Below are 26413 nucleotides of genomic sequence, written 5' to 3' on the forward strand. Positions count from 1 at the left end.
CTGCGTATCTCCTGGTGTCTTTGTGTTCAGGTCAGGGCGCTGATGCCGAGGATTTCGCGGCCGATGATCAGCGTCTGGATTTCGGTGGTGCCCTCGGGGATCATCCCGCCGCGGGTGTCGCGGAAGATCCGTTCGATCGGGTAGTCGGTGGCGTAGCCGATGCCGCCGTGTACCTGCAGCGCGAGGTTGGCGACCTCGAAGGCGGCCTCGGTGGCGTACAGCTTCGCGATCGAGCACTCGGTGCGCGAGGTGCCGTTCTGCATCGAGCGGGCGGCGCGGTAGCCGAGCGAGCGCGCGGCCTGCACGCGCATCGTCATGTCGACGATGTGCTTCTGCACGAGCTGGAACGAGCCGATCTGGCGGCCGAACTGCTTGCGCTGCAGCGCGTAGTCGATGGACAGGTCGAGTGCGCACTGCGCCGCGCCCACCGCGCCCATCGCCACGTTCAGGCGACCGAAGTTCAGGCCGATCAGGATCTGGCGCAGGCCCTGGCCTTCGGTGCCGATCAGGTTGGCGGCCGGGATTTCGGCGTTGTCGAAGCTGAATGCGGCGGTGCCGGTGCTGCGGGTGAACACCACGTCGACCGGAGTGGCGTCGTACTTGGTCACGTCGCGCTCGACCAGGAACAGCGACAGTTCGCCGTTGCAGGTCTCGCTGTAGGTGCGGGCAACAACGATGCCGAAGTCGGCAAACATGCCGTTGGTCACCCACAGCTTGCTGCCGTTCAGGACGTAGCGGTCGCCGCGCTTGTCGGCGCGGGTCTTGACCTCGGCCACGTTCGAACCCACGTCCGGCTCGGAGATCGACACGAACGGCTTGCGCTCGTTGCGCAGCAGCGGGCGGACGAAGCGCGCCTTCTGGTCCTCGGTGCCGTAGGCGTTGATGATGCCGGAGACAATGTTCAGCCCGTTGAGCAGGATGCGCAGCGACAGCCAGCAGTAGCCGGCTTCTTCCATCATCACGGCCCAGGTCGGGTAGTCGAGGCCCAGGCCGCCGTCGGCCTCCGGCAGGATGCCGCCGAAGTAGCCGAAGTCGATCAGGCCGGTCATGGCCTCGTGGGGGAACTTCTTGTCGCGCTCCGCCTGCGGGATGCGCGGCGCGATGTTCTCCTTGAGGTAGCGGCGGATGTTGTCGCGCAGCAGTTGCTGGTCGCTGTCGAGACCGTCAACGTCAACCATCGGATCAGCCATAGCGGCCTCCCGTCACGAACAGGGTGGTGCCCGTGATGTAGCGGGCGTGCTCCGACGCCATGAAGCACACGGCGCCGGCGATGTCGCTGGTCTGGCCCGGGAAGGTGACCGCGTTCTTTGCCATCACGTTGGCAAGGATGGTCTCGTAGTTGGGCAGGCTCTTGATGTACTCGGTCTCGATGTAGCCCGGGGCGATGGCGTTGACCGTCACGCCCTTGCGTGCCTGCTCCAGCGACAGCGCGCGGGTCAGGCCGAGGATCCCGGCCTTGGCGGTCGAGTAGTTGGCCTGGCCCGGGTTGCCAAACAGCGCGCGCGAGCTGATGTTGATGATGCGGCCCCAGCCGCGTTCATGCATCGCGGGCAGCACGGCGCGGCAGCAATGGAAGGCGCCCTTCAGGGTGACGTCGAGCACCAGGTCCCAGTCGGCTTCTTCCATCTTGAGGATGGTGCGGTCCTTGACCAGGCCGGCGTTGTTCACCAGCACGTCGATGCGGCCGAAGGCTTCCAGCGCGGCGCCGGCAAGCTGCTTGACCTGTTCTTCCTTGCGCACGTCGCAGGCCACGGCGATGGCCTTGCCGCCGGCGGCCCCGATGATGCGGGCGTTCTCTTCGGCTGCAGCGAGGTCGAGATCGGTCACGACGACCGAAGCGCCTTCCTTCGCCAGCATGCGTGCCGTTTCGGCACCGATGCCGCGCGCCGAGCCGGTGATGATCGCCACGCGATCGTTCAATCCAAGATCCATGTCTTCTCCAGTTGTTGCGTGTTGCCGGTTGCGTAATTGCCAGATTGGGGGCGGGTCAGTTGTCGGCCTGCAGCGCCTGGCTGATTTCGCGCAGCGCCGACAGATAGGGTTCCCGGTTCTTCTCGATGCGGTCGACCGGCCCGGCCAGCGAGAGCCCGACGGGCTGTCCGCCCATCCAGAGCGAGACCGCCAGCGCCGTCACGCCGGGCGTGCCTTCGTCGTGGGCCTCGTACCAGCCAAGCTCGCGGCCGCGCTGGAGCTGATCCAGCAGGCGGTCCACGTCGACCACGGTGTGCGGGGTGACGGCGGGACGGCGGATGGCGTCGAGGCGGGCGCGGGCCTCCTCCTCGGGCAGCAGGCCCAGCATCGACTTGCCCAGCGCCGACGCATGCAGCGCCACACGCTCGCCCACATCGAGGATGTAGCGCAGTGGCAGCCGGCTGGCGGCGGCGGCTGCCACCTTGACGGCCATTGGCTCCAGGACGCCGAAGAAGGCACTTTCATTGGTGCGCTCCGAGAGTTGCTCCACGGCCTCCTGCGCCAGCGCGGTCAGCGGGTCGCTCTCGGCGATGCGGCGCGCGGTCTCCAGCAGCCGGCCGCTCGGATAGAAGCGGCGGGTGCGCGAAGTGCGCATCAGGTAGCCGAGGGAATGCAGGGTGTGGAGCAGGTCGGAGCAACTGCTGTCCGCCAGCGACAGCAGCCGTGCCACGTCCGAATTCGACAGGTCGCGCTGCTCGCGGGCGAAGACTTCGAATACGGCCATCGTGCGGCTGGCGGCGGGGATCAGCGTGGGCAATTCAGGCTCCGGAAAAAACCAGGCATGTGTACGGTGTATGGGAAGACAATACGAGAATTCGCAAAATCGCGCAACAGATTTCGATATTTAGGACTAGAATTCGAATGGTCGTAAAAACGACCGTGCGGTTTCGTATGGCGCCTGCGACGCCGGGTGCACATGCGGGTCTGCTCAAACAATGCCTTGACGGGAAAACCCTTCGGCAACGACAGGAGACGCAAATGCAGGAAACGAAGCGCAAGCTCCTCAGACAGGTACTGGCATATGGGGCGGCGGTGGCCGTGTTGGGCATTCGTGGCCTCACACCCGCTGTAGCCGCGGAGGACCACTACCCGGCCAAGCCGGTCACGCTGATCGTTCCGGGGCCGCCCGGCGGCATCACCGACCAGTTGGGCCGGCTGGTCGCCAGCCAGATGACCTCGCGCTACGGCGTGCGCGTGGTGGTGGAGAACCGCCCGGGTGCGGGCGGCAACCTGGCGACCGAGGTGGCGGCCCGTGCCGAGCCGGACGGCTACACGCTGCTGCTGGGGACGCAGGGCACCATGGCCACGAACCAGTATCTCTACAAGGGACTGCGCTTCGACCCGGCGCGGGACTTCGTGCCGGTGCACGCGCTGATGTCGTCGCCCAACCTGCTGGTGGTGAAGAGTTCGGCGCCGTTCCAGTCGGTGAAGGATCTGGTGGCCTATGCCAAGGAGCATCCCGGCAAGCTCGCGGTGGCGTCGGCCGGCAATGGCACGGCGACGCATCTGGCGGCAGAGCTTTTCCAGTCGGAAGCGGGCGTGAAGTTTGTCCACGTTCCCTATAAGGGCAGCGCCCCGGCCATCACCGACCTGCTCGGCGGACAGGTCGACCTGACCTTCGACTATCCGGCCTCGACGCTCGCACAGGTGCAGGGCGGCAAGCTGCGGGCGCTGGCGGTCATGGGGGCGGCACGCCTGCCGGCGTTGCCGCAGGTGCCGACGATTGCCGAGGCGGGCTATCCATCGGCGCAGTCCACGGCATGGATCGGGCTGTTCTTTCCGGCGCACACTCCGGCTTCGGTAGTGAAGCGTTGGGAGAAGGCTGTGTCAGCCATGCTCCAGGACCCATCCAGCGTGCAGGCGCTGGACCGCATCGGCGGCATGCCGCTGCGCCTCGACAGCGCGCAGTTCGGCGCCTACGTGCAGTCGGAGCGGGCGCGGTGGAAGGGGACGATCCTGCGGTCGGGGGCGACGGTGGACTGACGGAAAGCGAAACAGGCCGGTAGCGAGCCGGCCTGTCGGATGAGGCGGGAGCGCAGGAAGCTACTTCGGCTGCATCCGGATCGCCCCATCCAGCCGGATCACTTCGCCGTTCAGCATGGTGTTCCCGATCACCGCTTCCACCAGCTTCGCGTACTCGGCGGGCCGCCCCAGGCGCGAAGGAAAGGGCACCATCCGGCCGAGCGCATCGCGCACCGTTTCCGGCAGGCCGAGCAGCATCGGTGTCTCGAACAGGCCCGGTGCGATGGTCAGGCAGCGCACGCCGTCGCGGGCGAGGTCGCGGGCGACGGCCAGCGTCATCGACGCCACGCCGCCCTTCGACGCGGCGTATGCCGCCTGCCCGATCTGCCCCTCGAACGCCGCCACCGAGGCGGTGTTGACGATCACGCCTCGCTCGCCGCCCGCGTCGGGCGTGTTGCCGATCATCGCGGCAGCCGCGAGGCGCGCCATGTTGAACGTGCCGACCAGGTTGATGCGGACGGTGCGCTCGAAGACATCGAGCGGATGGGGGCCGTCCTTGCCGACGGTCTTGCACGCAGGCGCCACGCCTGCGCAGTTGACCAGCCCGGCCAGCCGGCCAAGGGCGGTGGCGGCGTCCACGGCGGCGCGGCCATCGGCCTCGCTGCTGACGTCGCAGCGCACGAAGCGCCCGCCCAGCGTGGCGGCGAGCGCCTCGCCGGCAGGGTTGACGTCGGCAATGACGACTTTGCCGCCGGCTGCGGCCAGAAGGCGGGCGGTGGCTTCACCGAGGCCCGAGGCGCCGCCGGTGACGAGGAAGACGTTGTCGCGGATTTCCATGGCGTGTCCCCTTAACGCTTCAGCTTCGCCATGTAGCTGTCGAGCGCAGCCTCGTGGTCGGCGGTGTGGTGGGCCAGCGCCTGGAAGCCGGCGGACATTTCAAGGATGGTGTCGAGGCGGGCGTGCTGGCCTTCCTTCAGCAGCCGCTTCGCCATGCGCAGCGCATGGCCCGGATTGGCGGCGATGCGTTGCGCCAGCTCCATCGCCGCGGGCATCAGCGCCTCGGGCGGCACCACGCGGGAAACCAGGCCCCATTCGAGCGCCTGCGCGGCGTCGATGGTGTCGCCGGTAAAGCAAAGCTCCGCCGCGCGCGACATGCCGACGGCACGCGGCAGCAACCACGCGCCGCCGTCGCCCGGGATCAGGCCGAGCTTGACGAAGGTGGCGGCGAAGATGGCCTTCTCGGACGCGATGCGGATGTCGCAGGTGCAGACCAGATCATTGCCCGCGCCGAGTGCCGGACCGTTGACGGCGGCGATCACCGGCACTTCCAGGTTCGAGAGCGCCAGTGGCAGGCGCTGGATGCCATCGCGGTAGGCATAGCGGGCCATTACCGGCTCGCCCGACTCGCGGCCGAAGGTTTCACGCAGGCTCTTCAGGTTGCCGCCGGAGGAAAAGGCCGGACCGGCGCCAGTGAGCACGACCACGCGCACGGCATGGTCGCGGTTCACGGCTTCGCACATCTCGACCAGTGCCTCCACGGCGTCGTTGTCCGAGAGTGCGTTGCGCGTCTCCGGACGGTTCATGGTGACGATGGCGATGGCGCCTTCGCGTTGGATATCGAGGAAAGGACTCATGGTTTGCGTAGGCATGTAGAGGGGCCGGATGCTCCGGCCGATTGGGAACGAGGCATGTTCAGGAGGACCTGCACGCCTGTTCCGACGCGATACGCGCCGCCTCGATCCGGTCGGGCGGCAGCCAGCCAGCCAGGACTTGCGCGATATCGCGCGCATCGGGTGCTCGCGGCGCCGAGGGCGGCACCGACGGCGTGCGGCTGAAGCGCGGCGCGGGGCCGGGATGCATGATCCCATCGACCTCGACGAACGTTCCGCGCGCTTGCAGGTGCGGGTGGCGGGGCGCTTCCTCGTAGCTGAGAACGGGAGCGAAGCAGGCGTCGGTGCCTTCCAGCAGGGCGCACCATTCGTCGCGGGTGCGCGTGCGGAAGACCTCGGCCAGCGCGGCGCTGGCGGCGTCCCAGTTGGCGGGGTCGGTCTGGGCGCCAAGGCTGACCGGCTCCACGCCGATCAGGGCGAGCAGGTCGCGGTAGAAGCGCGCCTCGATCGGGCCGATCGAGATCCAGCCACCGTCCTTGCACTGGTAGACGTTGTAGTAGTGCGCGCCGGAGTCGAGGACGTTGGTGCCGCGCTCCTGGCGCCACTGGCCGGCGGCCGTCATGCCGAAGAACACAGCGCCCAGTGCGGCGGCGCCGTCGACGATGGCTGCGTCGACCACCTGTCCCTTGCCGGACCTGCCGGCCTCGATAAGCGCGGCGAGCACGCCGGAAACGAGGAACATGCCGCCGCCGGCGAAGTCGCCCAGGTAGGCCGGGGGAATCGCCGGCGGTCCGCCGCGCTGGCCGATGGCGTTGAGCGCCCCGGTGAGGGCGATGTAGTTGATGTCGTGGCCGGCCGTGTGTGCCAGCGGACCGTGCTGGCCCCAGCCGGTGATGCGGCCGTAGACGAGGCGCGGATTGCGCGCCAGGCAGGCGTCCGGGCCGAGGCCCATGCGCTCGGTCACGCCGGGACGGAAGCCCTCGATCAGTGCGTCAGCCTTCTCGACCAGTTCGAGCACGGTGGCGACGGCCTGCGGGTCCTTCAGGTCCAGCACGATCGGCTTGCGGTTGCGCAGCATAAGGTCGAAGCGGCGCTCGCGCTTCACGCCGAGGTCGGCGTCGCCCGGTCGCTCGATGCGCAGCACTTCCGCGCCCATGTCGGCCAGGATCATGCCGGCCAGCGGGCCGGGGCCGATCCCGGCCAGTTCGATGACCCTGATGCCCGCGAGCGGGCCTTTCTTCACGTCTGGTGCTTGCATGGGAAGTCCTTACTCCACCGGAATGCCGGCGGTCCTGACGATGTCGCGCGTGCGCTGTATCTCGGCGAGCTGGAAGTCGCGCAACTGCTGCGGGCCGCCCGGGTAGACGGTGGCGCCAAGGTTTTCGATGAACTTCACGCTGTCGGGTTGCTGCATCCCCGTGCGCACGGCGTCCGAAAGCGCCTTGACGACCGGCGCGGGCACCCTGGCCGGGGCGAACAGGCCAGTCCAGGCAGTGACCTCGAAGCCTGGCGCGCCGCTTTCGGCCACCGTGGGCACCTTTGGCAGTTCCTTCAGGCGGCGGGAGTCGGTCACGGCCAGCGCGCGCATGCGGCCGGCGCGGATCAGCGGCAGTACCGCGCTGATCTCGCCGATGGAGTAGTCCACGTTGCCGGCGGCCGTGTCGGTCATGGCCGGCGCGGTGCCCTTGTACGCAATGGGGTTGCCCTTAATGCCGAAGCGTTCATGGAACAGTTCGACGTAGACCTGGTAGCCCGCGCTGCCGGCAGCGAAATTCAGCTTGCCGGGCGTCTTGCGGGCGGCGCTGACGAGGTCGCCGAGCGTCCTGTACGGGGAGCTGGACGGCACCACCACGACCATGGCGAAACGCGCGATGCGCTCCACCGGCACGAAGTCCTTGACCGGGTCGTAGGGCAGGGTTTTGAACACGGCAGCGTTCGTGACCATCGACGAGTTGCTGCCGATGAACAGCGTGTAGCCGTCGGGCGCCGCCTCGGCCGCCGCGCGCGCGCCGATGAAGCCGTTGGCGCCGGGGCGGTTCTCGACCACGAAAGGCTGGTGGAACGTCTCGGACAGATGCTGAGCGATGAAGCGGGCCGTGGTGTCGGCGCCACTGCCCGGCGGCAGCGACACGATGATCTTGACCGGATGGTTCGGGTAGTCGGTCTGGGCCAGTGCCAGGGAGCCGGGCAACACAGGGGGCAAAGCGAATAGCGCCAGCGATGCCACAATCCGGCGTCGCCTGGCGGAGTGGAAGGCCATGTCGTCTCCTTGTCTGTCGTATCGTTCTGTTCCCGGGAAGCCGGGCTCCATGGATGCTAAGGAGGCGGCGGCGATCTGGAAAATACTTTCGGTATGTCGATCAATACATGCGCTGTATCACGTGCTCGGATTCGCAGCTTCCCGTTCGCAGCTTCCAGTTGCTTACGAAATTTCGTATAGTGCTGTCCGATACCGAACGATCCGTGGATACCGATGCCCATCATGATTCCCGCCGCCGGCCGAGCCATGGCGGTTTTTGAAATCTTCGCCCGCGAAAAGCGGGAACTGTCCAATTCCGAGATGGCGCGTCTGCTGTCGCTGCCGGCGACCAGCACGTCCGACCTGCTGCATACGCTTCACAGCCTTGGCTACCTGATGCGCACCACGCGCACGCGCCGCTTCTATCCGACTGGCCGGCTGATGGAACTCGCCCGTCAGATCGCCGAGAACGATCCGCTGACCACGGCCGCGCAGGAAGCGGTGGAGCAACTCGAGACGAAGACCAATGAAAGCGCCTTTTTCGGCCTGCTGGAACCGACGGCGGTGAAGGTCGTCGCCATGCAGCCGAGCCGGCAGCCGCTGCGCTACATCATCGACGTGGGCTCCCGCGCCGCGCTGCATGCGTCGGCGCTGGGCAAGGGCCTGCTCGCGCTGCTGCCCGAAGACGAGGCACGTGCGGCGCTGGAAGAGAGCACGCGGCGCCAGATCACACCGCACACGATCGTCGATGTCGACAAGCTGATGGGGGACATCGCCAAAGGCCGCAAGCGCGGCTGGTACGAAGCGCGGGAGGAGGGCGCCGAAGGCGTCGATGGCCTCGCGGTCGCCGGCTGGCTGGCCGGGTTGCCGGTCGGGATCTCGCTGGCGGGGCCGGCCGACCGCATGCGCAAGCAGCGCGATGCCTATCTGGAGGCGCTGCGCGAGGTCCGCGACGGGTTGCTGGGCGAGGGCTGATCGGCTCACTGCGTGCGCGCTGACGCCGCGTTGCGTTGTCGCATGTCCGCCCAAGTGCTGTCGTCCATCACCAGCCGGAAGCCCAGGTGCGACATGCTGCTGTACGGGTCCGTGCCGCGCCGGGCGCTGGGGCGGTAGCTCAGGCAATAGTCCTCGTTGCAGAGGAACGAGCCACCGCGCGTCACGCGCCGGGGAGCGTTGGCGGGCACGCCGGCGTCATCCGGATCCCAGGCGCCGGACGGCCCCTTCGGGTCTTGTGGTATGCCGCCAGCCGAGGCTTCGCGCCGGAACTGGTCGGCGCGATACCAGTCCGCCACCCATTGCCACGCATTGCCGGTCATGTCCGACAGGCCGTAGCCGTTGGCGGGGAACGTGCCGACCGGACTCGTGCCGAGCGCCCCGCCGGCCTTCGGGCTGAGGACCGGGAACGGCTGCGCCTGCTGGCCCTGCCACACGTTTGCCATCTGCTTTCCCTCCGGAGCGAACTTCTCGCCCCAGGCGTAGGTGGCCTGCTCCAGCCCACCGCGTGCGGCGAATTCCCATTCGGCTTCCGTGGGCAGGCGCTTGCCTGCCCATTTCGCGTAGGCATGAGCATCCTCGTACGAGACCTGCACCACGGGGTGGTCGTCCTTGCCATCGATGGAACTGCCCGGCCCGTCGGGATGGCGCCAGTCCGCGCCCGGCACAAAGCGCCACCATTGCGAGAAGTCCTGCAGCGGTACCCGCCGCGCCGTCCCGACGAAGACCATGCCGCCGGCCACGAGGGCGCTGTCGGGCGGACGGGGCGTGCCAGGGGGGAGTTGCACCTTCAGCGTTTCCCATTCCGGCGGGCGTTCGGCGGTCGTAATGTAGTGGGTCGCCTCCACGAACTTTCGGAACTCGGCGTTGGTCACGTGGTGCTGATCCATCCAGAATCCGTGCACCCGCACCTTGTGGGCTGGTTTTTCGTTGGGCTGCGCGAGCTTGCTGTCGCTGCCCATCAGGAACTCGCCGCCAGGGACGTGGACCATGCCGGCTGGCCCGGTCACGCCGTCGCCGATCCGGATGGACTGGTCGGCGGGCCTTGCTGCGCTGGCGAGCCACCACGCGTGGCCGCCGCCGGTGGCGGCCACGGCGGCCGCCACCAGCACCAGCATTGCTTGCCTGCGCCGCCAGCGCGGAGCGAAGACTGCCGTCACTGCCATGCTTTTTTTTACTCCTTCGCTTCTTTCGCGGTGGCCGGCTGCGCCTGCTGCTTCCTGAGCTGCGCCTGCTGGTTCAGGAAGTCCTGCACCATGTTCGAGCGGTCGAACGACTTGGCGGGCTGCACCGGGGGATACTCGGCCAGCGTGCGCAAGTGGGCGGCGATGGTCTCGCCCAGCGGACCCGCCATCCATGCGGCCTTCTGCACGAGATGGCCGTAGGAGTCCTTGCTGTCGTAGCTCTCGAACGGATCGCTGCGCAGGTTGAACAGCATGGTGATGGTCCGGGGCTGCAGGTTGGCGTAGTAGTCCTCCTTCTGCGAGAAGTGGAACTTCCACGGCCCCATGCGGACGGCGGCCAGCTTGCTTTCGTAGTAGTACAGGAAGTCCTTGCGTGCGCTCTCGGGCGACTTGCCGGTCCAGTAGTCGAGGTTGTTGATGCCGTCGATGTACTGCTTCTTCTCTCGCAGCATGCGCTCGTTCACGTCCGGCACGCCCCCGATGGCGGCGAAGGTGGTGAACATGTCCTGGTGCGCCTGGATGCCGTTCAGCACCTGCCCCGGCTTGACCACGCCCGGCCAGCGCAGCATGGAGATCACGCGCACCCCGCCCTCGTAAGTGGTCATCTTCTCGCCGCGGAAGGGCGTGGTGGCGCCGTGCGGCCACGATGCGTGCTCGGGGCCGTTGTCGGTGGAGTACCAGACGACGGTGTTCTTGTCGAGGCCGGACTTCTTGAGGTAGTCGAGCACGAGGCCGATGTCGTGGTCGTGCTGCATCATGCCGCCGCCGTGCAGGTCATCCTCGTGGGTATATTTCGCCGCCGCGTAGCGCCATTTGTCGTTCAGGTGGGTGTAGAGGTGCATGCGGCTGGTGTTGAGCCAGACGAAGAAGGGCTTGTCGGCCTTCTGGGAGCGGTCCATGAAGTCGATGGCCCTCGGGATGACCTCGGCGGCGTCGAAGTCCTCCATCCGCTTCATGGTGAGGGGGCCGGTGTCCTCGATGGTCTGCTTGCCGATGCGCCCGAAGCGTGCCATCTCGGTCGGGTCGTCCTTGTCCGAGGCGAAGGTGTGCAGCACGCCACGCGGACCGAACTTGGCCGCGAAGGCCTTCGGGCCGCCCGGGTAGGACGCGGCGTAGGCCTTGTAGTCGTGGTACTCGGGCTGTTCTTCGATGTTCAGGTGGTAGAGATTGCCGAAGAATTCGTCGAAGCCGTGCACGGTCGGCAGGTGGGCATTGAGGTCGCCCATATGGGACTTGCCGAAATGGCCGGTGCGGTAGCCCGCCTGCTTCATGACTTCGGCCAGGCTGGGCGAAGCGGCCTGCCAGCCCAGCTTGTCGCCGGGCTGGCCGACGGTGGTCATGCCCGAGCGGATCGGGTACTGGCCCGTGATGAAGGCGGCGCGCCCCGCCGTGCAGGACGGCTGCGCGTACTGGTCGGTGAAGCGGATGCCTTCCTTGCCGATGCTGTCGATGTTCGGGGTGGTGTAGCCCATCACGCCCATGCCGTAGGCGCTGACATTTTCCCAGCCGATGTCGTCGCCCCAGATGACGAGGATATTCGGCTTCTGCGGGGCGGCCGACGCGGCCGGCCCGAGCGCACATAGCGTGGCGGCCACCGCGAGCGCTTGCTTCCAATGCTTGATCATGTCTCTTCCAGTACTGGTCTGTTGTCGGCTTGTTATGGGTTGCAGCGGTTCAGCGCGGCGGCGCCGATCCGGTCGGCGCGCCAGATTGCGGTTTCGAGCCGGGCGGGGGTGAGGGGCGGACTGATGACCTGGCCGACCTGGCCGGCCAGCGTGAGATCGGCGATTTGCGCCACGGCGGCGGTGGCTTGGGTGGAAGGCAGGCCCAGTGCCGCCAGCGTGACCGGCAGGCCGACCGTGCAGAGCAGGCCAAGAAGCTCGTCGATCTCGCCCTGCTGACGTCCCTCGGCGACCAGTTGCACCAGCGCGCCGAAGGCCACCTGTTCGCCATGCAGCGCGTTCGCGAGGACCGGGATGGCGCTGAAGCCGCGCGTCAGCCCGTGAGCCAGAGACAGCCCGCCGCCCTCGAACCCCACGCCGCTGAGCAGCACGGTGGCCTCGACCACACGCTCCACGGCCTCGTCAGCCTGCCGCTCGAGCACGGCGCGGTATGCGGCGGGGCCGTGCTTCACCAGCGTGTCGTAGGTGGCAGTCGCCAGAAGCAGGGCCGTGTCGAGCGGCGGCGTGCCGAAGACGTTGTTGCGCCCGGTCGCCCTGCATTGGCGGGCCTCGAATTTCTTGCTGATGGCGTCGCCGATGCCGGCCGCGAAGAAGCGGGCGGGAGCCTGGGCGATGACCTGCGTATCGACGATGACCGCAGCCGGGTTCGACTTCAGGAACTCCGCGCCCGCCAGCCGGTGGGCCTCGTCGTACAGCACGATCACGCGGCTCGTGGGGGCGTCGTTGGACGCGATGGTCGGGCAGACCGCGATGGGCACGTCCAGTGCCAGCGCCACGCCCTTGGCCGTGTCCAGTGCCTTGCCGCCGCCGAGGCCGACCACCACGTCATGGTTGCCTTCGCGCGACTGGTCTGCGAGGGCGTCGATGGCAGCGCGCGTGCATTCGCCCGGGAACAGGACGTGCCGGGCGACGATACCGGCCGCTTGCAGGCCGTGGGACACCACTGGCCAGATCTTGTCGGTGACGATGGCGTCGCACAGCACCAGCGGCCGCCGCCATCCCGATTTCGCCAGCAGTCCGCCCAGTTCCCGCAGCGCGCCCGGCCCCTGCACGTACTGGCCCGGGAAACCCATCATGCGCAACATGCCATCTCTCCGTGGATCATTTTGACGAGTACGTCGGCACGGCGGCCGAGATGTATTGCAAGCCGTTGTCCTGCTCCTTGATCGCGCGGTCGACCCAGTTCCTGATGAGGCCTGCATCGGACAGGCCCAGGAAGGTGCCGTCGGGCATGTAGTTCACGTTACAGCCGAAGAGCATGAAGATGACCTCGGTCGGGCCGCCGTCGGCCGGGGTGTTGAACTGGTGGATCGAGCCACCTGGCTCGAACAGGTAGCAGCCGTCGGTCTGCTTCTGGTCGGGGTACTCCGTGTAGTACCAGCAGCCCGAGATCGTGTACATGTGCACCGCGCCGGTGTGGAAGTGCAGGGGCAGCGTCAGGCCCGGCGCGAAGCGGGCGCGCATCACCATCAGGCCGTTGTACGGGTCGAGGTAGAGCGGGTAGATGTCGGTGCCCGCGTGGCCGCCGAGCGACTTGAGGAAAGGGTGGGCGGTGGTGTCGACGGTCAGCAGGCGGTCCTGCTCGGTCTGGACGGCGGGAAGGGCCATGTGGGGTCTCCGTGGGTTTGTCGTTGTCGGGATGCGGTTCAGTGGCAGGCATAGCCGCCGTCGACCACCAGCTCGGTGCCGGTGACATAGGTGGAGTCATCGCTTGCCAGGTACAGCACGGCACCGGCGACCTCTCCGGGGGTGCCGCGCCGCTTCAGCGGGATCTCGCCGCCGATGCGCACGCGCGAGGTCATGATCTCGGCCTCGGTCAGCCGGCCTCCGGTATTGCTGCCGGCCAGCAGGGGGGTGTCGATATAGCCGGGATGCAGGCTGTTGACGCGGATGGCGTAGCCCTTCTCGGCACAGTGCAGCGCCACCGACTTCGACAGGTAGCGCACGCCGGCCTTCGACGCGCTGTAAGCCAGCGCCACCGGTTCGCCGCATATCGCGGTGATCGACGATACGTTGATGATCGAGCCGCCGTTTTCCTTCATCAGCGCAAGGCCGTGCTTGCAGCCAAGGAAGACGCTCTTGAGGTTGATACTCATGGTCCGGTCGAAGTCCTCGACCGTGCAGGTCTCGATATGGTGCGAGATGGCGATGCCGGCATTGTTCACCAGCACGTCGAGCCGGCCATCGGTGCAGCGCACGTGATCCAGCACACGCAACCAGTCGGCTTCGGCCGATACATCCTGGAGCAGGAACGCCACGTCGAGGCCGGCCGCCTTCAGGTCCTGCTGCGCCGCTTTGCCGCCGGTTTCGTTGATGTCGGTAAACCAGACCTTCGCGCCTTCCTGGGCGAGTCGCCGGGTGAAGGCGAATCCCATGCCGGAAGCGCCGCCGGTCACGAGCGCAATCTTGTTCTGCAGTCGCATTTGAAGTTATGTCCCCATTGCTTCCGGCTCGCGGTGTGGCCGGTTTCCTTGTGGCGCAATCCTAAGTTGGCGATGTCGGCCGCGTTATGGCATATTCGGACAGAAAATTGTCATTTCCGGACAGCCTGTTTTTCTCACCTCCTGCCGCTATGTCGCAGTCCAGTCCACAGTCCAGCCATTTCCCCCGGCACAACGGTCCGGGGGTGCAGTTGCTCGTCCAGTTCGGCCTCGACCATGGTCTGACGGGTGACCGCTGCCTGGCAGGTACCGGGATCGACTGGCAGCGCCTGTCGGACCCCGGTGCGGTGGTGGAGGCCCGGCAGGAATTGCAACTGATCCGCAACCTCGTGGCGGTGCTCGGCCATATCCCGGGAATCGGCATCGACGCCGGGCGGCGCTACCGGGTGACGACATACGGCATCTGGGGGTTTGCGCTCCTGAGTTGCGCAACGTTGCGCCACGCGGTGGCGATGGCGGTGCGTTATGTGGACCTGTCCTATCCGTTCCCGCGTATCCACACGGAGGTGCAGGGGAATTCGATCGTGTCGACCCTCGACGACCACAACGTGCCGGAAGACGTGCGCACCTTCATCGTGGACCGGGGCTGCGCGAGCATGGCGAGCATCACGCGGGATCTGGTCCAGGCGAACTTGCCGGTGACGAGCGTGAGCCTGCGCATCGCCCCGCCATCCGATGCGCGGCCCTATGAAGCGTTGTTCGGCATGACGCCCGAGTTCGGCGCCGCCGAGAACCGGATCGTCAAGGACGCGACCGGCTATCTCGACCGCCCGCTGCCCGGCGCGAGCGAGGACGTCGCGCGCCAGTGCGAGGCGCAGTGCCAGGCGATCCTGGCCCAGCGCCGCGCGCGAGACGGATTGGGCGGGCGGCTGCGCGACCGGCTGGTCGCCCGCCCCGGCCAACTGCCTGACATGGAGACGCTGGCTGATGAACTGCACATGACGTCGCGCACGCTGCGCCGCCGGCTGGCGGAGGAGGGCACGACGTTCCGCCAGTTGCAGGAGGAGGTCCGCGAAGCCCTCGCCGACGAACTGCTGGCGACGGGCCTCACGCTGGAGCAGGTGGCGGAGGCGCTGGGGTATGGCGAAGTCTCCAACTTTATCCGCGCCTGCCGCCGGTGGAAGGGGGCGACGCCGCACCAGTACCGGCGCCATCTTCGCGAGGGCCGGTAGCGTACGACGGCCGGGAGTCAGCGTCAGCCGGCCTTCGCGTCGGTGGCGATGACGCCCGGGCTGTGGCCGGCACGCGCTCCGTCACGGCGCTTGATCCACAGCGCGACCGCCGGCACCATCACCGTTGCCATCACCACCGTGAAGAACATGCCGGAGCCGCCGCTGGTGCGCAGCAGCACGCCTCCGGCAATCGGGCCGAGGATGCCGCCGATCCGGCCAACGCCGTACATCCATGCCACGCCCGACGAACGACCGCTCGTCGGATAGAACATCGCGGCCAGCCCGCCCATGGAGAACATCGCGCCGTTCAGGCCGACGCCGGCGAGGAAGATGAAGAGCGGCAGCAGCACGGGATGCGAGGTCTGCTGGCCGATCATCCATACGGACATGCCGCCCAGCACGAACGCCAGCGCCACCACGGCGTTGCGCTCGAAGCGGTCCATCAGGCAGCCCACGCCGAACGCGCCGACGATGCCGCCGATCGACAGCAGGCTGGTGGCCATGGTGGCCTGGCGCAGAGAGGCGCCGGCTTCCTGCACCAGCGTCGGCATCCAACCCATCAGCAGGTAATAGGCAAAGGTGCCCGCAAAGTAGGTCAGCCACAGCATCAGCGTGCCGGTGCGCAGGCGGCGCGACAGCATGACCGCCATGCCGGACTGGCGGCCGGTGCCCTGTTCCTCCGAGAGCACGAAGCGCGCGCCGTCGAGGGACTGCGTCGGAGCAATGCGGCGCAGCACGGCGGCGATGCGCGCGGCCGGCCATTCGCGCAACACCATGAAGCGCAGCGGTTCGGGCATGGTGAACCGCACAAACAGCGCCAGCACGATGGGAACCGCTGCACCGACCACGAACAGGCTCTTCCATCCGTAGGCCGGGATCAGCATGCCTGCCGTCAGCCCGCAGGCCGCCGCGCCGACCATGCCGCCACAGGCCATGGTGTTGACCACCAGCGCGCTGCGCCGCGCCGGGGCATATTCGTAGACCAGCGTCGTCGCGCCGGGGACGGCCGCGCCGATGCCCAGCCCGGTCACCAGGCGCCAGAGGCCGAGTTGCAGCGGTGTCTCGGCCAGCGTGCTGCCAAAGCTGCACAGGCCGAACAGGATCATGGAGCAGACCATGACCGTCTTGGGCGTACTGCGGTCGTAGAGCGGGCCTGAGATCAGCGCGCCGATGGCCATGCCGAAGATCGATGCACTCATGACGGGCCCGAACAACGCCTTATCCATGTGCCATTCCTGCATCAGCACGGGCACGACGAAGCCGACGGCGAAGGCATCGTAGGTGTCGATGGCGATCATCAGGAAGCAGGCCGCGAGAATGCCCCACTGGTAGGGCGAGAACCGCTGTTCGTCGATGAATCGCTTGACGTCGATGATTGGGGGTGAGCCGGTCATGGTGTCTCCTCTGTTGTGGTGTAGTCGTTATGTCGTGGCCGCCGGGACCAGCCGGCGCCGCTGGCGCGGCCGTTGCGTTCCGGCATTGTTGGCGTGAGGCAATTGCCGTCGCAATGCCCGAAGCGGGTGGGAAAGGGAAAACCATGCCGGTACTTAAACAACGGGACATAAGCGGTCATACCCGCTTGAAATGGGTGGTTGACGCGCTTCCGACGGGCACGCAGCATTCCCTTACATGTCAGGCAGGCGCGGACGAGCACGTATCGCAGTCCGCCAGCGACATGCGACAGGAGCAAGGAAACGCAGATGAAGAGGGACAGAAATCGCAGCGGAAATTTCTTCGAGGATTTTCGCGTTGGCATGAAGATCCGCCACGCGACGCCACGTACGTTGACAGAGGGCGATCGCAGCCTGTACATCGGGCTAACCGGCAGCCGTGCCGCGCTGTGCACCGCGGAGACGAACGCCGTGCAATTGGGCTTCGAGCGTCGGCCGCTGGAGGACATGCTGGTGTTCAACACCGCCTTCGGAAAGACGGTGCCCGATATCTCGCTAAATGCGGTGGCGAATCTGGGCTATGCGGAAGTACGCTTTCTTTCGCACGTCTATTCCGGCGACACACTGGCGGTCGAAACCGAAGTCATCGGGCTGAAGGAGAACTCCAGTCGCAGGAGCGGCGTGGTGTACGTGCGCTCCGTCGCACGGAATCAGCACGGGCGCGAGGTGTTGAGCTGGGTGCGCTGGGTCATGGTGCATAAGCGCGACCACGGCGCCGCATGTGGCGAGACGGTGGTGCCTGCCAGGCAGCCCGTGGTGGCTCCGGAACTCCTGCGGCGCAACGACTACACCGCACGCGTGAGCGAAATCCCGGCGCTGACGGGCACTGGCGACCTGTGGGACGACTACGCAGCGGGCGAGCGCATTGATCATCCGGGCGCAATGACCATCAATGACAGCGACCACAGTCTCGCCACGCGCCTGTACCAGAACACGGCCCGGGCGCACTTCGATGGCCATGCCATGGCGCTGGCCGGCGGACAGCGGCTGGTCTATGGCGGGCACGTCATCTCCGTCTGCCGTTCCCTTGCCTACGATGGCCTTGAGAACGGCCTGTCGATACTCGCCATCAACGGCGGCAGCCATGTGAACCCGACGCACGCCGGCGACACCATCGCATGCGCCACCATGGTGCTGGACAAGCCGGACCTCGGCCAGCCGCATGTGGGCGGTTTGCGCCTGCGGATGATCGCCGTGAAGAATGCTGCCGCCGGGTCCATCTCGTTTCCGCCTCCCGCCGACGGCAGGCCCGACCATCCGCCTAACGTGGTGCTCGACCTCGACTACACCATCGCCATGCCGAAGCGCGTCCGCTAGGACGCGCCGGCAGTACGCCCCAACTCAGTTCCTCATCGAGTCAAGACATGACAATCGCAACGCATCCGAATGACGCCCTCTTCGCGGGCGAGAGGCCCTTCCCCGTGCTGCCCGCCTGCGAGCACTTCGCCGGCAGCGAGAAACTGATCGGCAAGGCCATGGACCTGCAGGTCGAATACGGCCCCGTCTTCGACGTGACGTGTGACTGCGAGGACGGCGCCGCCGCCGGGCAGGAGCGCGATCACGCCGGCATGGTGGCCCGCATGATCGCCTCGGAACGCAACCGCTTCGGCCGCGCCGGCGCGCGTATCCATGATCCGTCGCACCCGGCCTGGCGCCAGGACGTGGACATCATCGTCGAGGCAGCCAACGAACGGCTGGCCTACCTTACGATCCCCAAGGCGACCAATGTGGGGCAGGTCGCGGAAGTGATCCAGTACATCGGCGAGGCCGCGCTGAAGGCCGGCCTGCAGCGTCTTATTCCTGTCCATGTGTTGATCGAAACGCACGGGGCACTGCGCGATGTGTTCCGTATTGCCGAATTGCCGGGCATCGAGGTGCTGGACTTCGGCCTGATGGATTTCGTGAGCGGCCATCATGGAGCCATCCCTGCAGCGGCGATGCGCAGCCCAGGGCAGTTCGAGCACGCCCTGCTGGCGCGTGCCAAGGCCGACATGGTGGCAGCGGCCCTGGCCAACGGCATCGTGCCGGCGCACAACGTGTGCCTGAACCTGAAAGACGCCGACGTCATCGCCGGCGATGCGCGCCGCGCGCGCTGCGAGTTCGGCTTCCTTCGTATGTGGAGCATCTATCCCGCACAGATCCTGCCGATCGTCAGCGCGATGCGGCCGGACTTCAGCGAGGTCGAGGATGCGGCAGGCATTCTCGTGGCGGCACAGGACGCCGAATGGGGGCCAATCCAGTACAAGGGGGAATTGCACGACAGGGCGACCTACCGCTACTTCTGGGAGGTCCTCCAGAAGGCGAGAGTCACTGGCATGACCATTCCGGCTGAAGCGGAACGGCGCTTCTTCTCGGAATGACTTGATCACTAGCCTGCACGGCAGCTGCCATCGCGTGTGGTCCTCTCCATAACAAGGATGTGTACCGCACGTGCGCGACCGTGCTTGGGCTGGCCTTTGTATGCGCCGGTAATCGAGAATTTGATTACCGCCTGACGCAACGTGACCAGTGGATACCGCTGCGAGCGGGTCAGACACCGGCCGCTTCCAGCCATTGGATGCCGTCGGTATTATAGTCAGGCGCCAAGCGTCAGACAGCGCAATGGCCGCTTGCCATCGGCAACCGATCGGCTAGCCGATGGCAAGCCTGGTTGCCCGCGGCGGACGGAGATAGCGCGTTGTTGGAGGGCGAAGATTTCGCCCTGGGACGCGGCAGCGTTCCCGCTGGGATCGGTTCGACGAAGAACTGTCGCGCGCGCTCTGTACCTATCTTGCCGTATGAGAGGCACAAGACCGCCCCTGCGGGTCTTCGCGTTTCACACATCGGAAGCCCACATGACATGTCGCCGTGTCCACCGGCTGGGGGTAGCGGGCGGCGGGGCGATAGCGTTGGCAATAGTTGGGCGCGCACAGGTACGATCCGCCCTTGATGACCTTGCGGGGAATGCGGCTTTCCGGTTCGCGGCCGTCGTAGCTCTCGCTTATGTCGCCACCTCGCGGATTCTGCGGGATGCAGCAGGGCTTGCTTGCCTGCGCGCCGACGTGCCGGTACCGATACCAGTCGGCGGTCCACTCCCAGACATTGCCGGCCATCTGGTACAGACCGTAGCCGTTGGGCTGGTACGCCGCGACCGGAGCGGTGCGCTCGTACCCGTCGGCGCACAGGTTTTGCCAGGGAAACTCGCCCTGCCAGGTGTTCGCCATGTGCTGGCCGCCTGGCGTGAGTTCGTCGCCCCAGACGAATTCGGCGCCGTCCAGTCCGCCTCGCGCGGCGAACTCCCATTCGGCTTCAGTGGGCAATGCCAGGCCAGCCCAGGCGGCATACGCCTCGGCGTCTTCGTACGCCACCTGGACGACCGGGTGATCGTCCAGGCCGGCAAGGGAACTGCCCGGCCCGAGTGGATGCCGCCAGTTCGCGCCCGGCTCGTAGGACCACCAGTTCCCGATGTTGCGCAGGTCGACGCGCTGTGGCGGCCTGGTGAACACGAGCGCGCCGGGCACCAGCAGTTCAGGCAGGGCACCGGGATACATGGCCGGATCGAGCGGACGCTCGGCGACGGTGACGTAGCCGGTTTGCGCGACAAAGCGGGCAAACTGAGCATTGGTGACGGCAGTCCGCGCGATCTGGAACGGAGACACCTTCACCCGGTGCGACGGCCCTTCGTCAGGGTAGTGACGATCCGATCCCATCAGGAACGACCCGCCGGGAATCCGCGCCATCCCGGCATCCGGATCAGTCTCCGGAGTCATGGCGTCAAGCTTGTTCATGGCCGTGCTTCGGGAGGCTGGTACGGGTCAGGCGTTCCCATCGGGATCAGGGGAGCCTTTTTCACGCTCGCCTCGAATGCGCCCATCATCTTCAGCATGGGACCAAGCACCCAGCTCGAGAAGGCGCGCTTGTGCTCGTCTTCCTGTGGATTGGTGTAGAGGTCGAACAGGCGCGGAATGCCGAGCTTGACGGGCGGGGCTTCCATGTTGTCCTGCTGGTAGAAGTGCACCTTGTAGTTGTGCCATTTGACCGCTTGCAGGCGGTTGTCCACCCAGATCAGGATGCCCTCGCGGGCGGACTTGTCGGTCTTGCCCTCGAAAAAGCCGGTCTGGTCCACGCCATCGATCGGGCGGTCCCCCGGCACGCGTGCGCCGGTAACGTGGGCGATGGTGGGGAACAGGTCGACGCCGTGCACGATCTCGTCGCTGACGCGGCCGGCCGGTATCTTGCCTGGCCAGCGGACCATGAAGGGCACCCGGATGCCTCCCTCATAAGCCGTGAAGTACTGCCCGCGCCACGGCCCGGACCAGCCGTCCCACGGCTTCAGGTACTCGGCGCCGTTGTCGCTGGCGAAGATGACGATGGTGTTGTCGCGCACGCCGAGACGATCGACCGCGTCCAGCATCTGGCCGACATTCGCGTCCATCTCGGCCAGCATGTCGGCCCAGTCGCCGTTGCCGGTCTTGCCGGCAAAGCGGGGGTTCGGCACCGTGGGATAGTGCGGCTGGGTCAGGCTTGCAAACGCGAAGAAGGGCTTTCCGGCCTTGACCTCTCGCTCCATGAACGCAATCGAGCGGCGTGTGAGGTCGGCATCCATCAGGCGGCGTTGCTCCAGGTCATAGACCCGAAGCTCCCGGCTTTTCTCGCCCTTGCGGCCTTCCATGATGTACTCCGGCTTCATCCGGTCTGGCGAGAAGCCATTGGAGCCGGGCCAGAGCGCCTCGTTCGTGGTGCGGGGGATCCCATACCATTCGTCGAAGCCCTGGTCGTTGGGCAGCCGGCCGTCCGTGCTGCCCAGATGCCACTTGCCGTAGAGGGCGGTGGCGTAGCCCGCGTCCGAGAGCGACTCGGCCATGGTGACTTCCCATTGCGTGAGTCCGTCGGCCGCGCCGCCGATGGGCACGGAATAAGTGCCAGACCGGATCGCGTAGCGGCCCGTCAGCATGCTGGAGCGGCTGGGCGTGCATTGCGGCTCCATGTTCATGTTGGTGAGGCGCATGCCTTCGCCGGCCAGCCTGTCGATGCGCGGCGTGGGCGCGCCACGCAAGGCGCCGCCGCCGTAGACCCCAAGCTCGCCGTAGCCGAGGTTGTCCACCAGGATGAGCAGGATGTTCGGCTTCTGCTGCTGCGCCGCCGCGACAGAAGAGCCGAGCAGGGCGGCGGCTGTCACGAGGGTCGTGGCGACCAGCCGGGTCAGCCGGTGGACGCGCGGCGTCTTGCTTGCGTGCATGGGTTTCATGGCGTGTCAGGAACGAGGACGTTGGAAGGCTTAGCCCAGCATGATCTTGGCGCGCTCGGCGGCCCGGATGCCCGCGCCGATCGCCCCGTCGATGAAGCCGCGCCAGCCTTCGCCATGGTCGCCCTGGCCGAAGATCACGCGGCCACGGTCCTGCTGGAAGTGCGCGTAGTATTTTTCGAACCAGCCGGGGCGGTAGTTGGCCCAGGTGCCCAGGCTGTACGGGTCCTCGGTCCACGGGTGGAAGTGGACCTCTTCCACTTGCGCATCCGGGAAGAAGTCGCGCAGTGCCTGCTGGACCGCGGCCTTGTCCTGGTAGTCGATGCGCTTCGGATCGGGGCCGAACATGACGAGGACGGTGTGGTCGTCGGCGGCCGCGTAGGTGATGATCAGCGGCAGCGGATGCGTGGGATCGGCCAACGCCAGCACACGGGTATCGGCGACGCGCCCCTTCACCTTGATCAGCAGCTTGACGCCGCGGCCGGCATGGCGTTCCTGTCCGGCTGCCACGACGCTGGCATCTAGCGGCGGGGAGAACTGCACGCCCGGCAGCACGTTCATCGGCAGCCCCACGATGACGCTGGCAGCGCGCAGGCGCTGGCCGGCCTGCGTGGTGACCACGGCATGGCTGCCGAGGTCTTCGACCGCGCGGACCGGCGTCGACAGCCGGATCTCCGGCTTGCCGTCGGCCACCATGGCGTTGATCAGGCTGATGGTGCCGTCCTTGAACCGGTAGCGGCCGGCAGCGTCGCGCAGGGCGGTCAGGTTCCCGCCGGGCAACGCCCACCAGCGGCTGACTTCGATGTGCGACGCCATGCCGGGCGGGCAGTGCGACAGGCCGGCCAGATAGCCGTCGAGTGCGACCTGCTGAAGGCGCGAGAGCTTCATGGACTGGACGATGTCGCTGGCACTCAGCCTGTCCGCTGCGGCAATGGCGGGCCAGCGGTACTTCGCGTCGTAGGGCCGCTCCCACAGTTTGCCGGCGTCGGCGAAGTAGCGGTTGAAGGCGCCGAACACGTCGCCGAGCCGTTCCGGCGTGTCCAGGTACTCCCGGCGGCCGTCCACCAGCACTACGGCGTGCACGCCGGCGGGATCGACGTTCGACTCGGGCGTTTCGATCACGTCGAGCCTGTATCGCTGGACCTCTGCCCAGACGAACGGCTGTGTCCAATGGATCCAGGTGCCGCCCAGCTCCACCATGTGGCCGGCAAACTGGCTGGTGTAGGTGCGGCCGCCGAGCCGGTCGCGGGCTTCGAGCACAAGGGTCCTGTAGCCGTTCTTGCTGCTTTCGCGCGCCGCCGTGATGCCGGCGAAGCCGCCGCCGAGCACGATCACGTCATAGTCGACACCCCTGGATTTCGCCTTGCGCTGCGTCTCGCCAGGCTTGCTGTGGGCTTCCGGAGCGCCGACCACGCTGCCAAGCGCAATCGCGCCTGCGCCCAGTCCGGTCTGGCGCATGAACCCCCGTCGGTCGAGGGAAGCGGCTGCCTTCCGATGTCCCGAATTATTTCCCATGACAATCCTGTTGCGGTTACCTTTCGATCCGAGCATAGGGCAGCCGTCAGGCGGGCGATGTCCGAAAGCGGCAATGGCGTTGCTTTCGTTTGTTACAACCAGGAGGCAACGTGCACCCGGCGCCATTCCTCTCGCTGTTGCAGGCGAACCGGGTAGTTACCCTAGTATTCCTGCGGGATGACGAAAGTGAAAATTTGGCTTCGGGCTATGGTTTGTACGGACAAAGTACATATCCAGCCGCCTCTTTGCAGAAGCGTCCCCCATGTCACATGCCGTGCATTGCCACGTGGAGTCGTTCGGGAATCCGGAAGACCACGCGCTTGGCCTCCCCCAGCTTAACCAGCAATACCTGCAAACCGGCCCAGGCCGATATGAGGGCCAACTGCAGCAGTTCAGGCTCGACGATGATGTCTTCGTGTATCACGAGCGGCTGAATGTCCCTACCTTGCAGGAAGGCTGTGTAAGGAGGGGGTGCCGGATGTTCGGCATCCCGCTGCCTGCCGATAGCCGTACGACGCTCTATGGGCGTTCGATCGGGACGTCCGTTGGCCATATTGCCGGCGGACGGGAGTTTTCTGCCCAGTCTTCCGGGCCGAGCGAGCATGTCGGCATCGTGCTCGGCGATTCGATCTTTGCGATGTATGCGGATTACCTCGGCGGGATGGCCAGCCTTGCCTGGGCCGATGAGCAACTGCTCAAGGTCAGCCTGCCGGCGCGGCAGCGCGCGTCGGCAGGCATCGTGGAAAGCCTTTGCACCGCCGGGGAAAACCGCGAAGCGCTGGCATTCCCGGCGGCCCGCATTTCCGCGCGCGACGATATCCTGGAACACCTGTTCTGCCTGCTGATCGATGCCGAAGCGCCACGGCGCCGCGGCGACGTGACACGGTTGTCCCACAGTGATGTCGTCAACCGCTGCCGCAAGTACATGCAGGCGAATCCCAGCCAGCCCGTCGGGGTGCTTGAGCTTTGCAGCCTGGCGCGAGTCAGCCGGCGAACGCTGCAGATAGCGTTCCTCGATGTCACCGGCGTAACACCGTACGTCTACCTGCGCACGATGCGCTTGTCGCTGGTTCGCAGGCTGTTGCGGCAAACCAGTGCCGACCGCGTGCAGATCAGGGATGCGGCGGCGCGCTGGGGCTTTGTTCACATGGGCAGGTTTGCGGCCGACTACAACCGGATGTTCGGCTACCTGCCTTCGGAAACGCCGCGCGCCTAGACGGGCACCACCGCGTAATGCCGTTCAGTTAAGGTCTCAAGCGCCGCCGTCATTCCCGCGTAGGCGGGAATCCAGCGTCTTTCACGTCCCCTTCGGGGATGAAGTCACTGGGTCCCCGCTTTCGCGGGGACGACGGTGGTTAGAACGGCATTAGGCACCACCGCGGCCACCACCGCGGGCACGACCGGCCCGTCCAGGAAACGCGAGCGCAGCGGCCTAGGTAATTTCCCCAATCACATCTGGGCCGCCGGCGCAAAGTCCTGTTACTACCCTCTGCCGAAACCCGGCCTTGTGCGAACGCGGTGGATCGTAGACTTCTCCCGAGTTTCGGATATCGACACGAGGGAGAAGAAAGGATGAGGCAGCGCAAGTTCGTAGTCGGCCTGACCGCCATGGCACTGGCGGCGGGCATGTTGGTGATGGATGCCGGTGTCCTGGCAGCGGAGGGGGACGCGGATCTGACCCCGGCCGGAGCGCAGCGCAGCGGCAACAAGGACGGCGCCATTCCGGCATGGGATGGCAAGGACACGCCGTCGGCCGGCTGGTCGCCGGAGCAGCCGCGCGGCGGGTTCTGGTCGCACAAGGGCGAGAAGGCGCTTTTCTCCATCGATGCCACCAACGTCGACAAGTACGCCGACAAGCTCAGCCCCGGCCAGGTCGCGTTCATCAAGGCGACAAAGGGCTACCACATGGATGTCTATCCGACGCATCGCAACTGCGGTGCGCCGGACTGGGTGCAGGCCAACAGCAAGCGCAACCTTGCCGAGGCCAGGATGGCGTCCGACGGCGTAATCCTGGAAAACGCCGTCCTGCCGGGCGTGGCCTTCCCGCGTCCGAAGACCGGGGCGGAGGCGATGTGGAATTTCCAGACCCGCTACCGGGGCATGGGCATCGTATTCCCCAGCTTCTACACGGTGCTGTCGCCGCGCGCGGGGAGCGAGGAGTGGGTCGACGCGAACCAGGAAATGACCCTGTACTTCCCGTGGGCGAAGAAGGGGGCTACCACGCCGGAACAGGTCAAGCACACGCTGCAGGCCGCCTACTTCCAGTACAAGTCGCCAGCGGCGCTTGCCGGGCAGGGCGCGGTGGGCGTCAACTCGTTCGGTGGGGCGGCCCCCGAAGTCTCGTACTACTTCCCTGGCCAGCGCCGCGTGCGCCGCATGCCGAGCTACGCCTATGACGCGCCGCAGATCGGCATGGAGAACCAGTACACGGTTGACCAGGCCTTCATGTTCATCGGCAATCTCGACCGCTTCGACTGGAAGCTCGTGGGCAAGAAGGAGATGTATGTGCCGTCGAACACCTTCGGCATCTACGACTTCCACGCCAAGCTTCGCGATGTGCTGGGGCCGCAGTACATCAGCAACGCCAGCCGCCGCTACGAGTTGCACCGCGTCTGGATGGTCGAGGCGACGGTCAAGGCCGGAGCCCGCCACACGGCACCGAAGAAGACCTTCTATTTCGACGAAGACAGCTGGCTGGCGCTGGTGTCCGAGGACTACGACGCGCAGGGCAAGCTCTGGAAGCTGCGCGAAGGCTTCCCGATCCCGGTCTGGGAAACGGGGGCCTGCGACCTGGAGACGTTCGTCCAGTATGACCTGATTTCCGGCCGCTACATCGCCGACGGCGTCACCGTGGGCGGCGGCAAGGATATCCGCTGGGTCACCGACTCGAACGAGCCGCGCTTCAAGCTCGACTACTACACGCCGGAAAGCCTGCGCTCACGCAGCGAACGGTAAGTCCCCAAGCGAGC

Annotated in this window: 24 protein-coding genes; 7 read left to right on the forward strand and 17 right to left on the reverse strand. The window is 66.6% G+C overall.

What is annotated here, in order from left to right; translation table 11 throughout:
* Positions 1–26: 26 nt before the first annotated feature.
* Genes ACIGJC_RS19195 through ACIGJC_RS19205 form a run of 3 tightly spaced genes read right to left on the reverse strand, consistent with a single transcriptional unit; the run spans position 27 to position 2728 of the window.
* Positions 27–1190 carry an acyl-CoA dehydrogenase family protein gene (locus ACIGJC_RS19195; protein ID WP_483713694.1) on the reverse strand — a complete coding sequence of 388 codons (1164 nt, stop codon included), beginning with the start codon at positions 1188–1190 and terminating at the stop codon, positions 27–29.
* Positions 1183–1932 carry an SDR family NAD(P)-dependent oxidoreductase gene (locus ACIGJC_RS19200; protein WP_483713696.1) on the reverse strand — a complete coding sequence of 250 codons (750 nt, stop codon included), beginning with the start codon at positions 1930–1932 and terminating at the stop codon, positions 1183–1185. Before ACIGJC_RS19200 ends, ACIGJC_RS19195 begins: the two co-directional genes overlap by 8 nt.
* A gap of 55 nt (positions 1933–1987) precedes the next feature.
* A complete protein-coding gene (locus tag ACIGJC_RS19205; protein WP_483713697.1) occupies positions 1988–2728 on the reverse strand; it encodes an IclR family transcriptional regulator in 741 nt (246 codons plus the stop codon).
* Between the two features lie 221 nt (positions 2729–2949).
* Between ACIGJC_RS19205 and ACIGJC_RS19210 the strand changes: the two genes are divergently transcribed.
* A complete protein-coding gene (locus ACIGJC_RS19210; RefSeq protein WP_483713698.1) occupies positions 2950–3954 on the forward strand; it encodes a Bug family tripartite tricarboxylate transporter substrate binding protein in 1005 nt (334 codons plus the stop codon).
* A gap of 60 nt (positions 3955–4014) precedes the next feature.
* Here the strand turns inward: ACIGJC_RS19210 and ACIGJC_RS19215 are convergent, their stop codons facing one another.
* From ACIGJC_RS19215 to ACIGJC_RS19230, 4 genes are read right to left on the reverse strand one after another with little or no spacing between them, the layout of a single operon-like run.
* Complete coding sequence (locus ACIGJC_RS19215) at positions 4015–4770, reverse strand: 3-hydroxyacyl-CoA dehydrogenase (RefSeq protein WP_483713700.1); 756 nt, start codon at positions 4768–4770, stop codon at positions 4015–4017.
* An 11-nt stretch (positions 4771–4781) separates the two neighbouring features.
* Entirely contained in the window at positions 4782–5567 is a 786-nt protein-coding gene (locus ACIGJC_RS19220; protein ID WP_483714477.1) for a crotonase/enoyl-CoA hydratase family protein, read from the reverse strand.
* 58 nt (positions 5568–5625) lie between these two features.
* Positions 5626–6801: a CaiB/BaiF CoA transferase family protein gene (locus tag ACIGJC_RS19225; RefSeq protein ID WP_483713701.1), complete on the reverse strand. Its 1176-nt coding sequence runs from the start codon at positions 6799–6801 to the stop codon at positions 5626–5628.
* A gap of 9 nt (positions 6802–6810) precedes the next feature.
* Positions 6811–7803 (reverse strand): Bug family tripartite tricarboxylate transporter substrate binding protein, encoded by a 993-nt coding sequence (locus ACIGJC_RS19230; RefSeq protein ID WP_483713702.1) that lies wholly within the window; start codon positions 7801–7803, stop codon positions 6811–6813.
* Between the two features lie 222 nt (positions 7804–8025).
* On the opposite strand from ACIGJC_RS19230, the gene ACIGJC_RS19235 reads away from it, so the two are divergent.
* The gene (locus ACIGJC_RS19235) at positions 8026–8757 is read left to right on the forward strand and encodes an IclR family transcriptional regulator (RefSeq protein ID WP_483713704.1); all 732 of its coding nucleotides are present in this window, start codon (positions 8026–8028) and stop codon (positions 8755–8757) included.
* A 5-nt stretch (positions 8758–8762) separates the two neighbouring features.
* Here ACIGJC_RS19235 and ACIGJC_RS19240 read toward each other — a convergent pair whose 3' ends face one another.
* From ACIGJC_RS19240 to ACIGJC_RS19260, 5 genes are read right to left on the reverse strand one after another with little or no spacing between them, the layout of a single operon-like run.
* Positions 8763–9941 (reverse strand): formylglycine-generating enzyme family protein, encoded by a 1179-nt coding sequence (locus ACIGJC_RS19240; protein WP_483713705.1) that lies wholly within the window; start codon positions 9939–9941, stop codon positions 8763–8765.
* Positions 9942–9949: 8 nt separating this feature from the next.
* Positions 9950–11584, reverse strand: a complete 1635-nt coding sequence (locus ACIGJC_RS19245) for an arylsulfatase (protein WP_483713706.1) — start codon at positions 11582–11584, stop codon at positions 9950–9952.
* A gap of 32 nt (positions 11585–11616) precedes the next feature.
* Entirely contained in the window at positions 11617–12726 is a 1110-nt protein-coding gene (locus tag ACIGJC_RS19250; protein WP_483713707.1) for a glycerol dehydrogenase, read from the reverse strand.
* Between the two features lie 16 nt (positions 12727–12742).
* Positions 12743–13249, reverse strand: a complete 507-nt coding sequence (locus tag ACIGJC_RS19255) for a 2,4'-dihydroxyacetophenone dioxygenase family protein (protein WP_483713708.1) — start codon at positions 13247–13249, stop codon at positions 12743–12745.
* Positions 13250–13287: 38 nt separating this feature from the next.
* Entirely contained in the window at positions 13288–14064 is a 777-nt protein-coding gene (locus tag ACIGJC_RS19260; RefSeq protein WP_483713710.1) for a glucose 1-dehydrogenase, read from the reverse strand.
* A 209-nt stretch (positions 14065–14273) separates the two neighbouring features.
* Between ACIGJC_RS19260 and ACIGJC_RS19265 the strand changes: the two genes are divergently transcribed.
* Entirely contained in the window at positions 14274–15254 is a 981-nt protein-coding gene (locus ACIGJC_RS19265) for an AraC family transcriptional regulator (RefSeq protein WP_483713711.1), read from the forward strand.
* A gap of 23 nt (positions 15255–15277) precedes the next feature.
* Here ACIGJC_RS19265 and ACIGJC_RS19270 read toward each other — a convergent pair whose 3' ends face one another.
* Positions 15278–16648 (reverse strand): MFS transporter, encoded by a 1371-nt coding sequence (locus tag ACIGJC_RS19270; RefSeq protein ID WP_483713712.1) that lies wholly within the window; start codon positions 16646–16648, stop codon positions 15278–15280.
* 306 nt (positions 16649–16954) lie between these two features.
* On the opposite strand from ACIGJC_RS19270, the gene ACIGJC_RS19275 reads away from it, so the two are divergent.
* Positions 16955–18022: a MaoC family dehydratase gene (locus ACIGJC_RS19275; RefSeq protein WP_483713713.1), complete on the forward strand. Its 1068-nt coding sequence runs from the start codon at positions 16955–16957 to the stop codon at positions 18020–18022.
* Between the two features lie 47 nt (positions 18023–18069).
* On the forward strand, positions 18070–19065 hold the full coding sequence (locus ACIGJC_RS19280) for an HpcH/HpaI aldolase/citrate lyase family protein (protein ID WP_483713714.1): 996 nt from the start codon (positions 18070–18072) through the stop codon (positions 19063–19065).
* 405 nt (positions 19066–19470) lie between these two features.
* Here the strand turns inward: ACIGJC_RS19280 and ACIGJC_RS19285 are convergent, their stop codons facing one another.
* From ACIGJC_RS19285 to ACIGJC_RS19300, 4 genes are all read right to left on the reverse strand, one after another.
* Positions 19471–20472, reverse strand: coding sequence for a formylglycine-generating enzyme family protein (locus ACIGJC_RS19285; RefSeq protein ID WP_483713715.1), 1002 nt, complete (start codon positions 20470–20472; stop codon positions 19471–19473).
* Positions 20469–21932, reverse strand: a complete 1464-nt coding sequence (locus ACIGJC_RS19290; RefSeq protein ID WP_483713716.1) for an arylsulfatase — start codon at positions 21930–21932, stop codon at positions 20469–20471. Before ACIGJC_RS19290 ends, ACIGJC_RS19285 begins: the two co-directional genes overlap by 4 nt.
* A 30-nt stretch (positions 21933–21962) precedes the next feature.
* A complete protein-coding gene (locus ACIGJC_RS19295; RefSeq protein WP_483713717.1) occupies positions 21963–23387 on the reverse strand; it encodes a flavin monoamine oxidase family protein in 1425 nt (474 codons plus the stop codon).
* A 322-nt stretch (positions 23388–23709) separates the two neighbouring features.
* Entirely contained in the window at positions 23710–23868 is a 159-nt protein-coding gene (locus ACIGJC_RS19300) for a hypothetical protein (protein WP_483713719.1), read from the reverse strand.
* Between the two features lie 54 nt (positions 23869–23922).
* Here ACIGJC_RS19300 and ACIGJC_RS19305 point away from each other — a divergent pair, with 54 nt between their 5' ends.
* Entirely contained in the window at positions 23923–24660 is a 738-nt protein-coding gene (locus ACIGJC_RS19305; RefSeq protein WP_483713720.1) for a helix-turn-helix domain-containing protein, read from the forward strand.
* 356 nt (positions 24661–25016) lie between these two features.
* Positions 25017–26399 (forward strand): DUF1329 domain-containing protein, encoded by a 1383-nt coding sequence (locus ACIGJC_RS19310; RefSeq protein ID WP_483713722.1) that lies wholly within the window; start codon positions 25017–25019, stop codon positions 26397–26399.
* Positions 26400–26413 lie beyond the last annotated feature (14 nt).

This window comes from Cupriavidus sp. C3SS-1 (genome assembly GCF_057073755.1).

Bases quoted from the DNA above. Each gene is read 5' to 3' on its own strand.
- ACIGJC_RS19255 (WP_483713708.1), bottom strand. From the start codon at position 13,249: ATGGCCCTTCCCGCCGTCCAGACCGAGCAGGACCGCCTGCTGACCGTC.
- ACIGJC_RS19210 (WP_483713698.1), top strand. From the start codon at position 2,950: ATGCAGGAAACGAAGCGCAAGCTCCTCAGACAGGTACTGGCATATGGG.
- ACIGJC_RS19305 (WP_483713720.1), top strand. From the start codon at position 23,923: ATGTTCGGCATCCCGCTGCCTGCCGATAGCCGTACGACGCTCTATGGG.
- ACIGJC_RS19240 (WP_483713705.1), bottom strand. From the start codon at position 9,941: ATGGCAGTGACGGCAGTCTTCGCTCCGCGCTGGCGGCGCAGGCAAGCA.
- ACIGJC_RS19215 (WP_483713700.1), bottom strand. From the start codon at position 4,770: ATGGAAATCCGCGACAACGTCTTCCTCGTCACCGGCGGCGCCTCGGGC.
- ACIGJC_RS19280 (WP_483713714.1), top strand. From the start codon at position 18,070: ATGACAATCGCAACGCATCCGAATGACGCCCTCTTCGCGGGCGAGAGG.
- ACIGJC_RS19310 (WP_483713722.1), top strand. From the start codon at position 25,017: ATGAGGCAGCGCAAGTTCGTAGTCGGCCTGACCGCCATGGCACTGGCG.
- ACIGJC_RS19270 (WP_483713712.1), bottom strand. From the start codon at position 16,648: ATGACCGGCTCACCCCCAATCATCGACGTCAAGCGATTCATCGACGAA.
- ACIGJC_RS19260 (WP_483713710.1), bottom strand. From the start codon at position 14,064: ATGCGACTGCAGAACAAGATTGCGCTCGTGACCGGCGGCGCTTCCGGC.
- ACIGJC_RS19220 (WP_483714477.1), bottom strand. From the start codon at position 5,567: ATGAGTCCTTTCCTCGATATCCAACGCGAAGGCGCCATCGCCATCGTC.
- ACIGJC_RS19295 (WP_483713717.1), bottom strand. From the start codon at position 23,387: ATGCGCCAGACCGGACTGGGCGCAGGCGCGATTGCGCTTGGCAGCGTG.
- ACIGJC_RS19290 (WP_483713716.1), bottom strand. From the start codon at position 21,932: ATGAAACCCATGCACGCAAGCAAGACGCCGCGCGTCCACCGGCTGACC.
- ACIGJC_RS19225 (WP_483713701.1), bottom strand. From the start codon at position 6,801: ATGCAAGCACCAGACGTGAAGAAAGGCCCGCTCGCGGGCATCAGGGTC.
- ACIGJC_RS19250 (WP_483713707.1), bottom strand. From the start codon at position 12,726: ATGTTGCGCATGATGGGTTTCCCGGGCCAGTACGTGCAGGGGCCGGGC.
- ACIGJC_RS19200 (WP_483713696.1), bottom strand. From the start codon at position 1,932: ATGGATCTTGGATTGAACGATCGCGTGGCGATCATCACCGGCTCGGCG.
- ACIGJC_RS19195 (WP_483713694.1), bottom strand. From the start codon at position 1,190: ATGGCTGATCCGATGGTTGACGTTGACGGTCTCGACAGCGACCAGCAA.
- ACIGJC_RS19230 (WP_483713702.1), bottom strand. From the start codon at position 7,803: ATGGCCTTCCACTCCGCCAGGCGACGCCGGATTGTGGCATCGCTGGCG.
- ACIGJC_RS19235 (WP_483713704.1), top strand. From the start codon at position 8,026: ATGATTCCCGCCGCCGGCCGAGCCATGGCGGTTTTTGAAATCTTCGCC.
- ACIGJC_RS19275 (WP_483713713.1), top strand. From the start codon at position 16,955: ATGAAGAGGGACAGAAATCGCAGCGGAAATTTCTTCGAGGATTTTCGC.
- ACIGJC_RS19245 (WP_483713706.1), bottom strand. From the start codon at position 11,584: ATGATCAAGCATTGGAAGCAAGCGCTCGCGGTGGCCGCCACGCTATGT.
- ACIGJC_RS19285 (WP_483713715.1), bottom strand. From the start codon at position 20,472: ATGAACAAGCTTGACGCCATGACTCCGGAGACTGATCCGGATGCCGGG.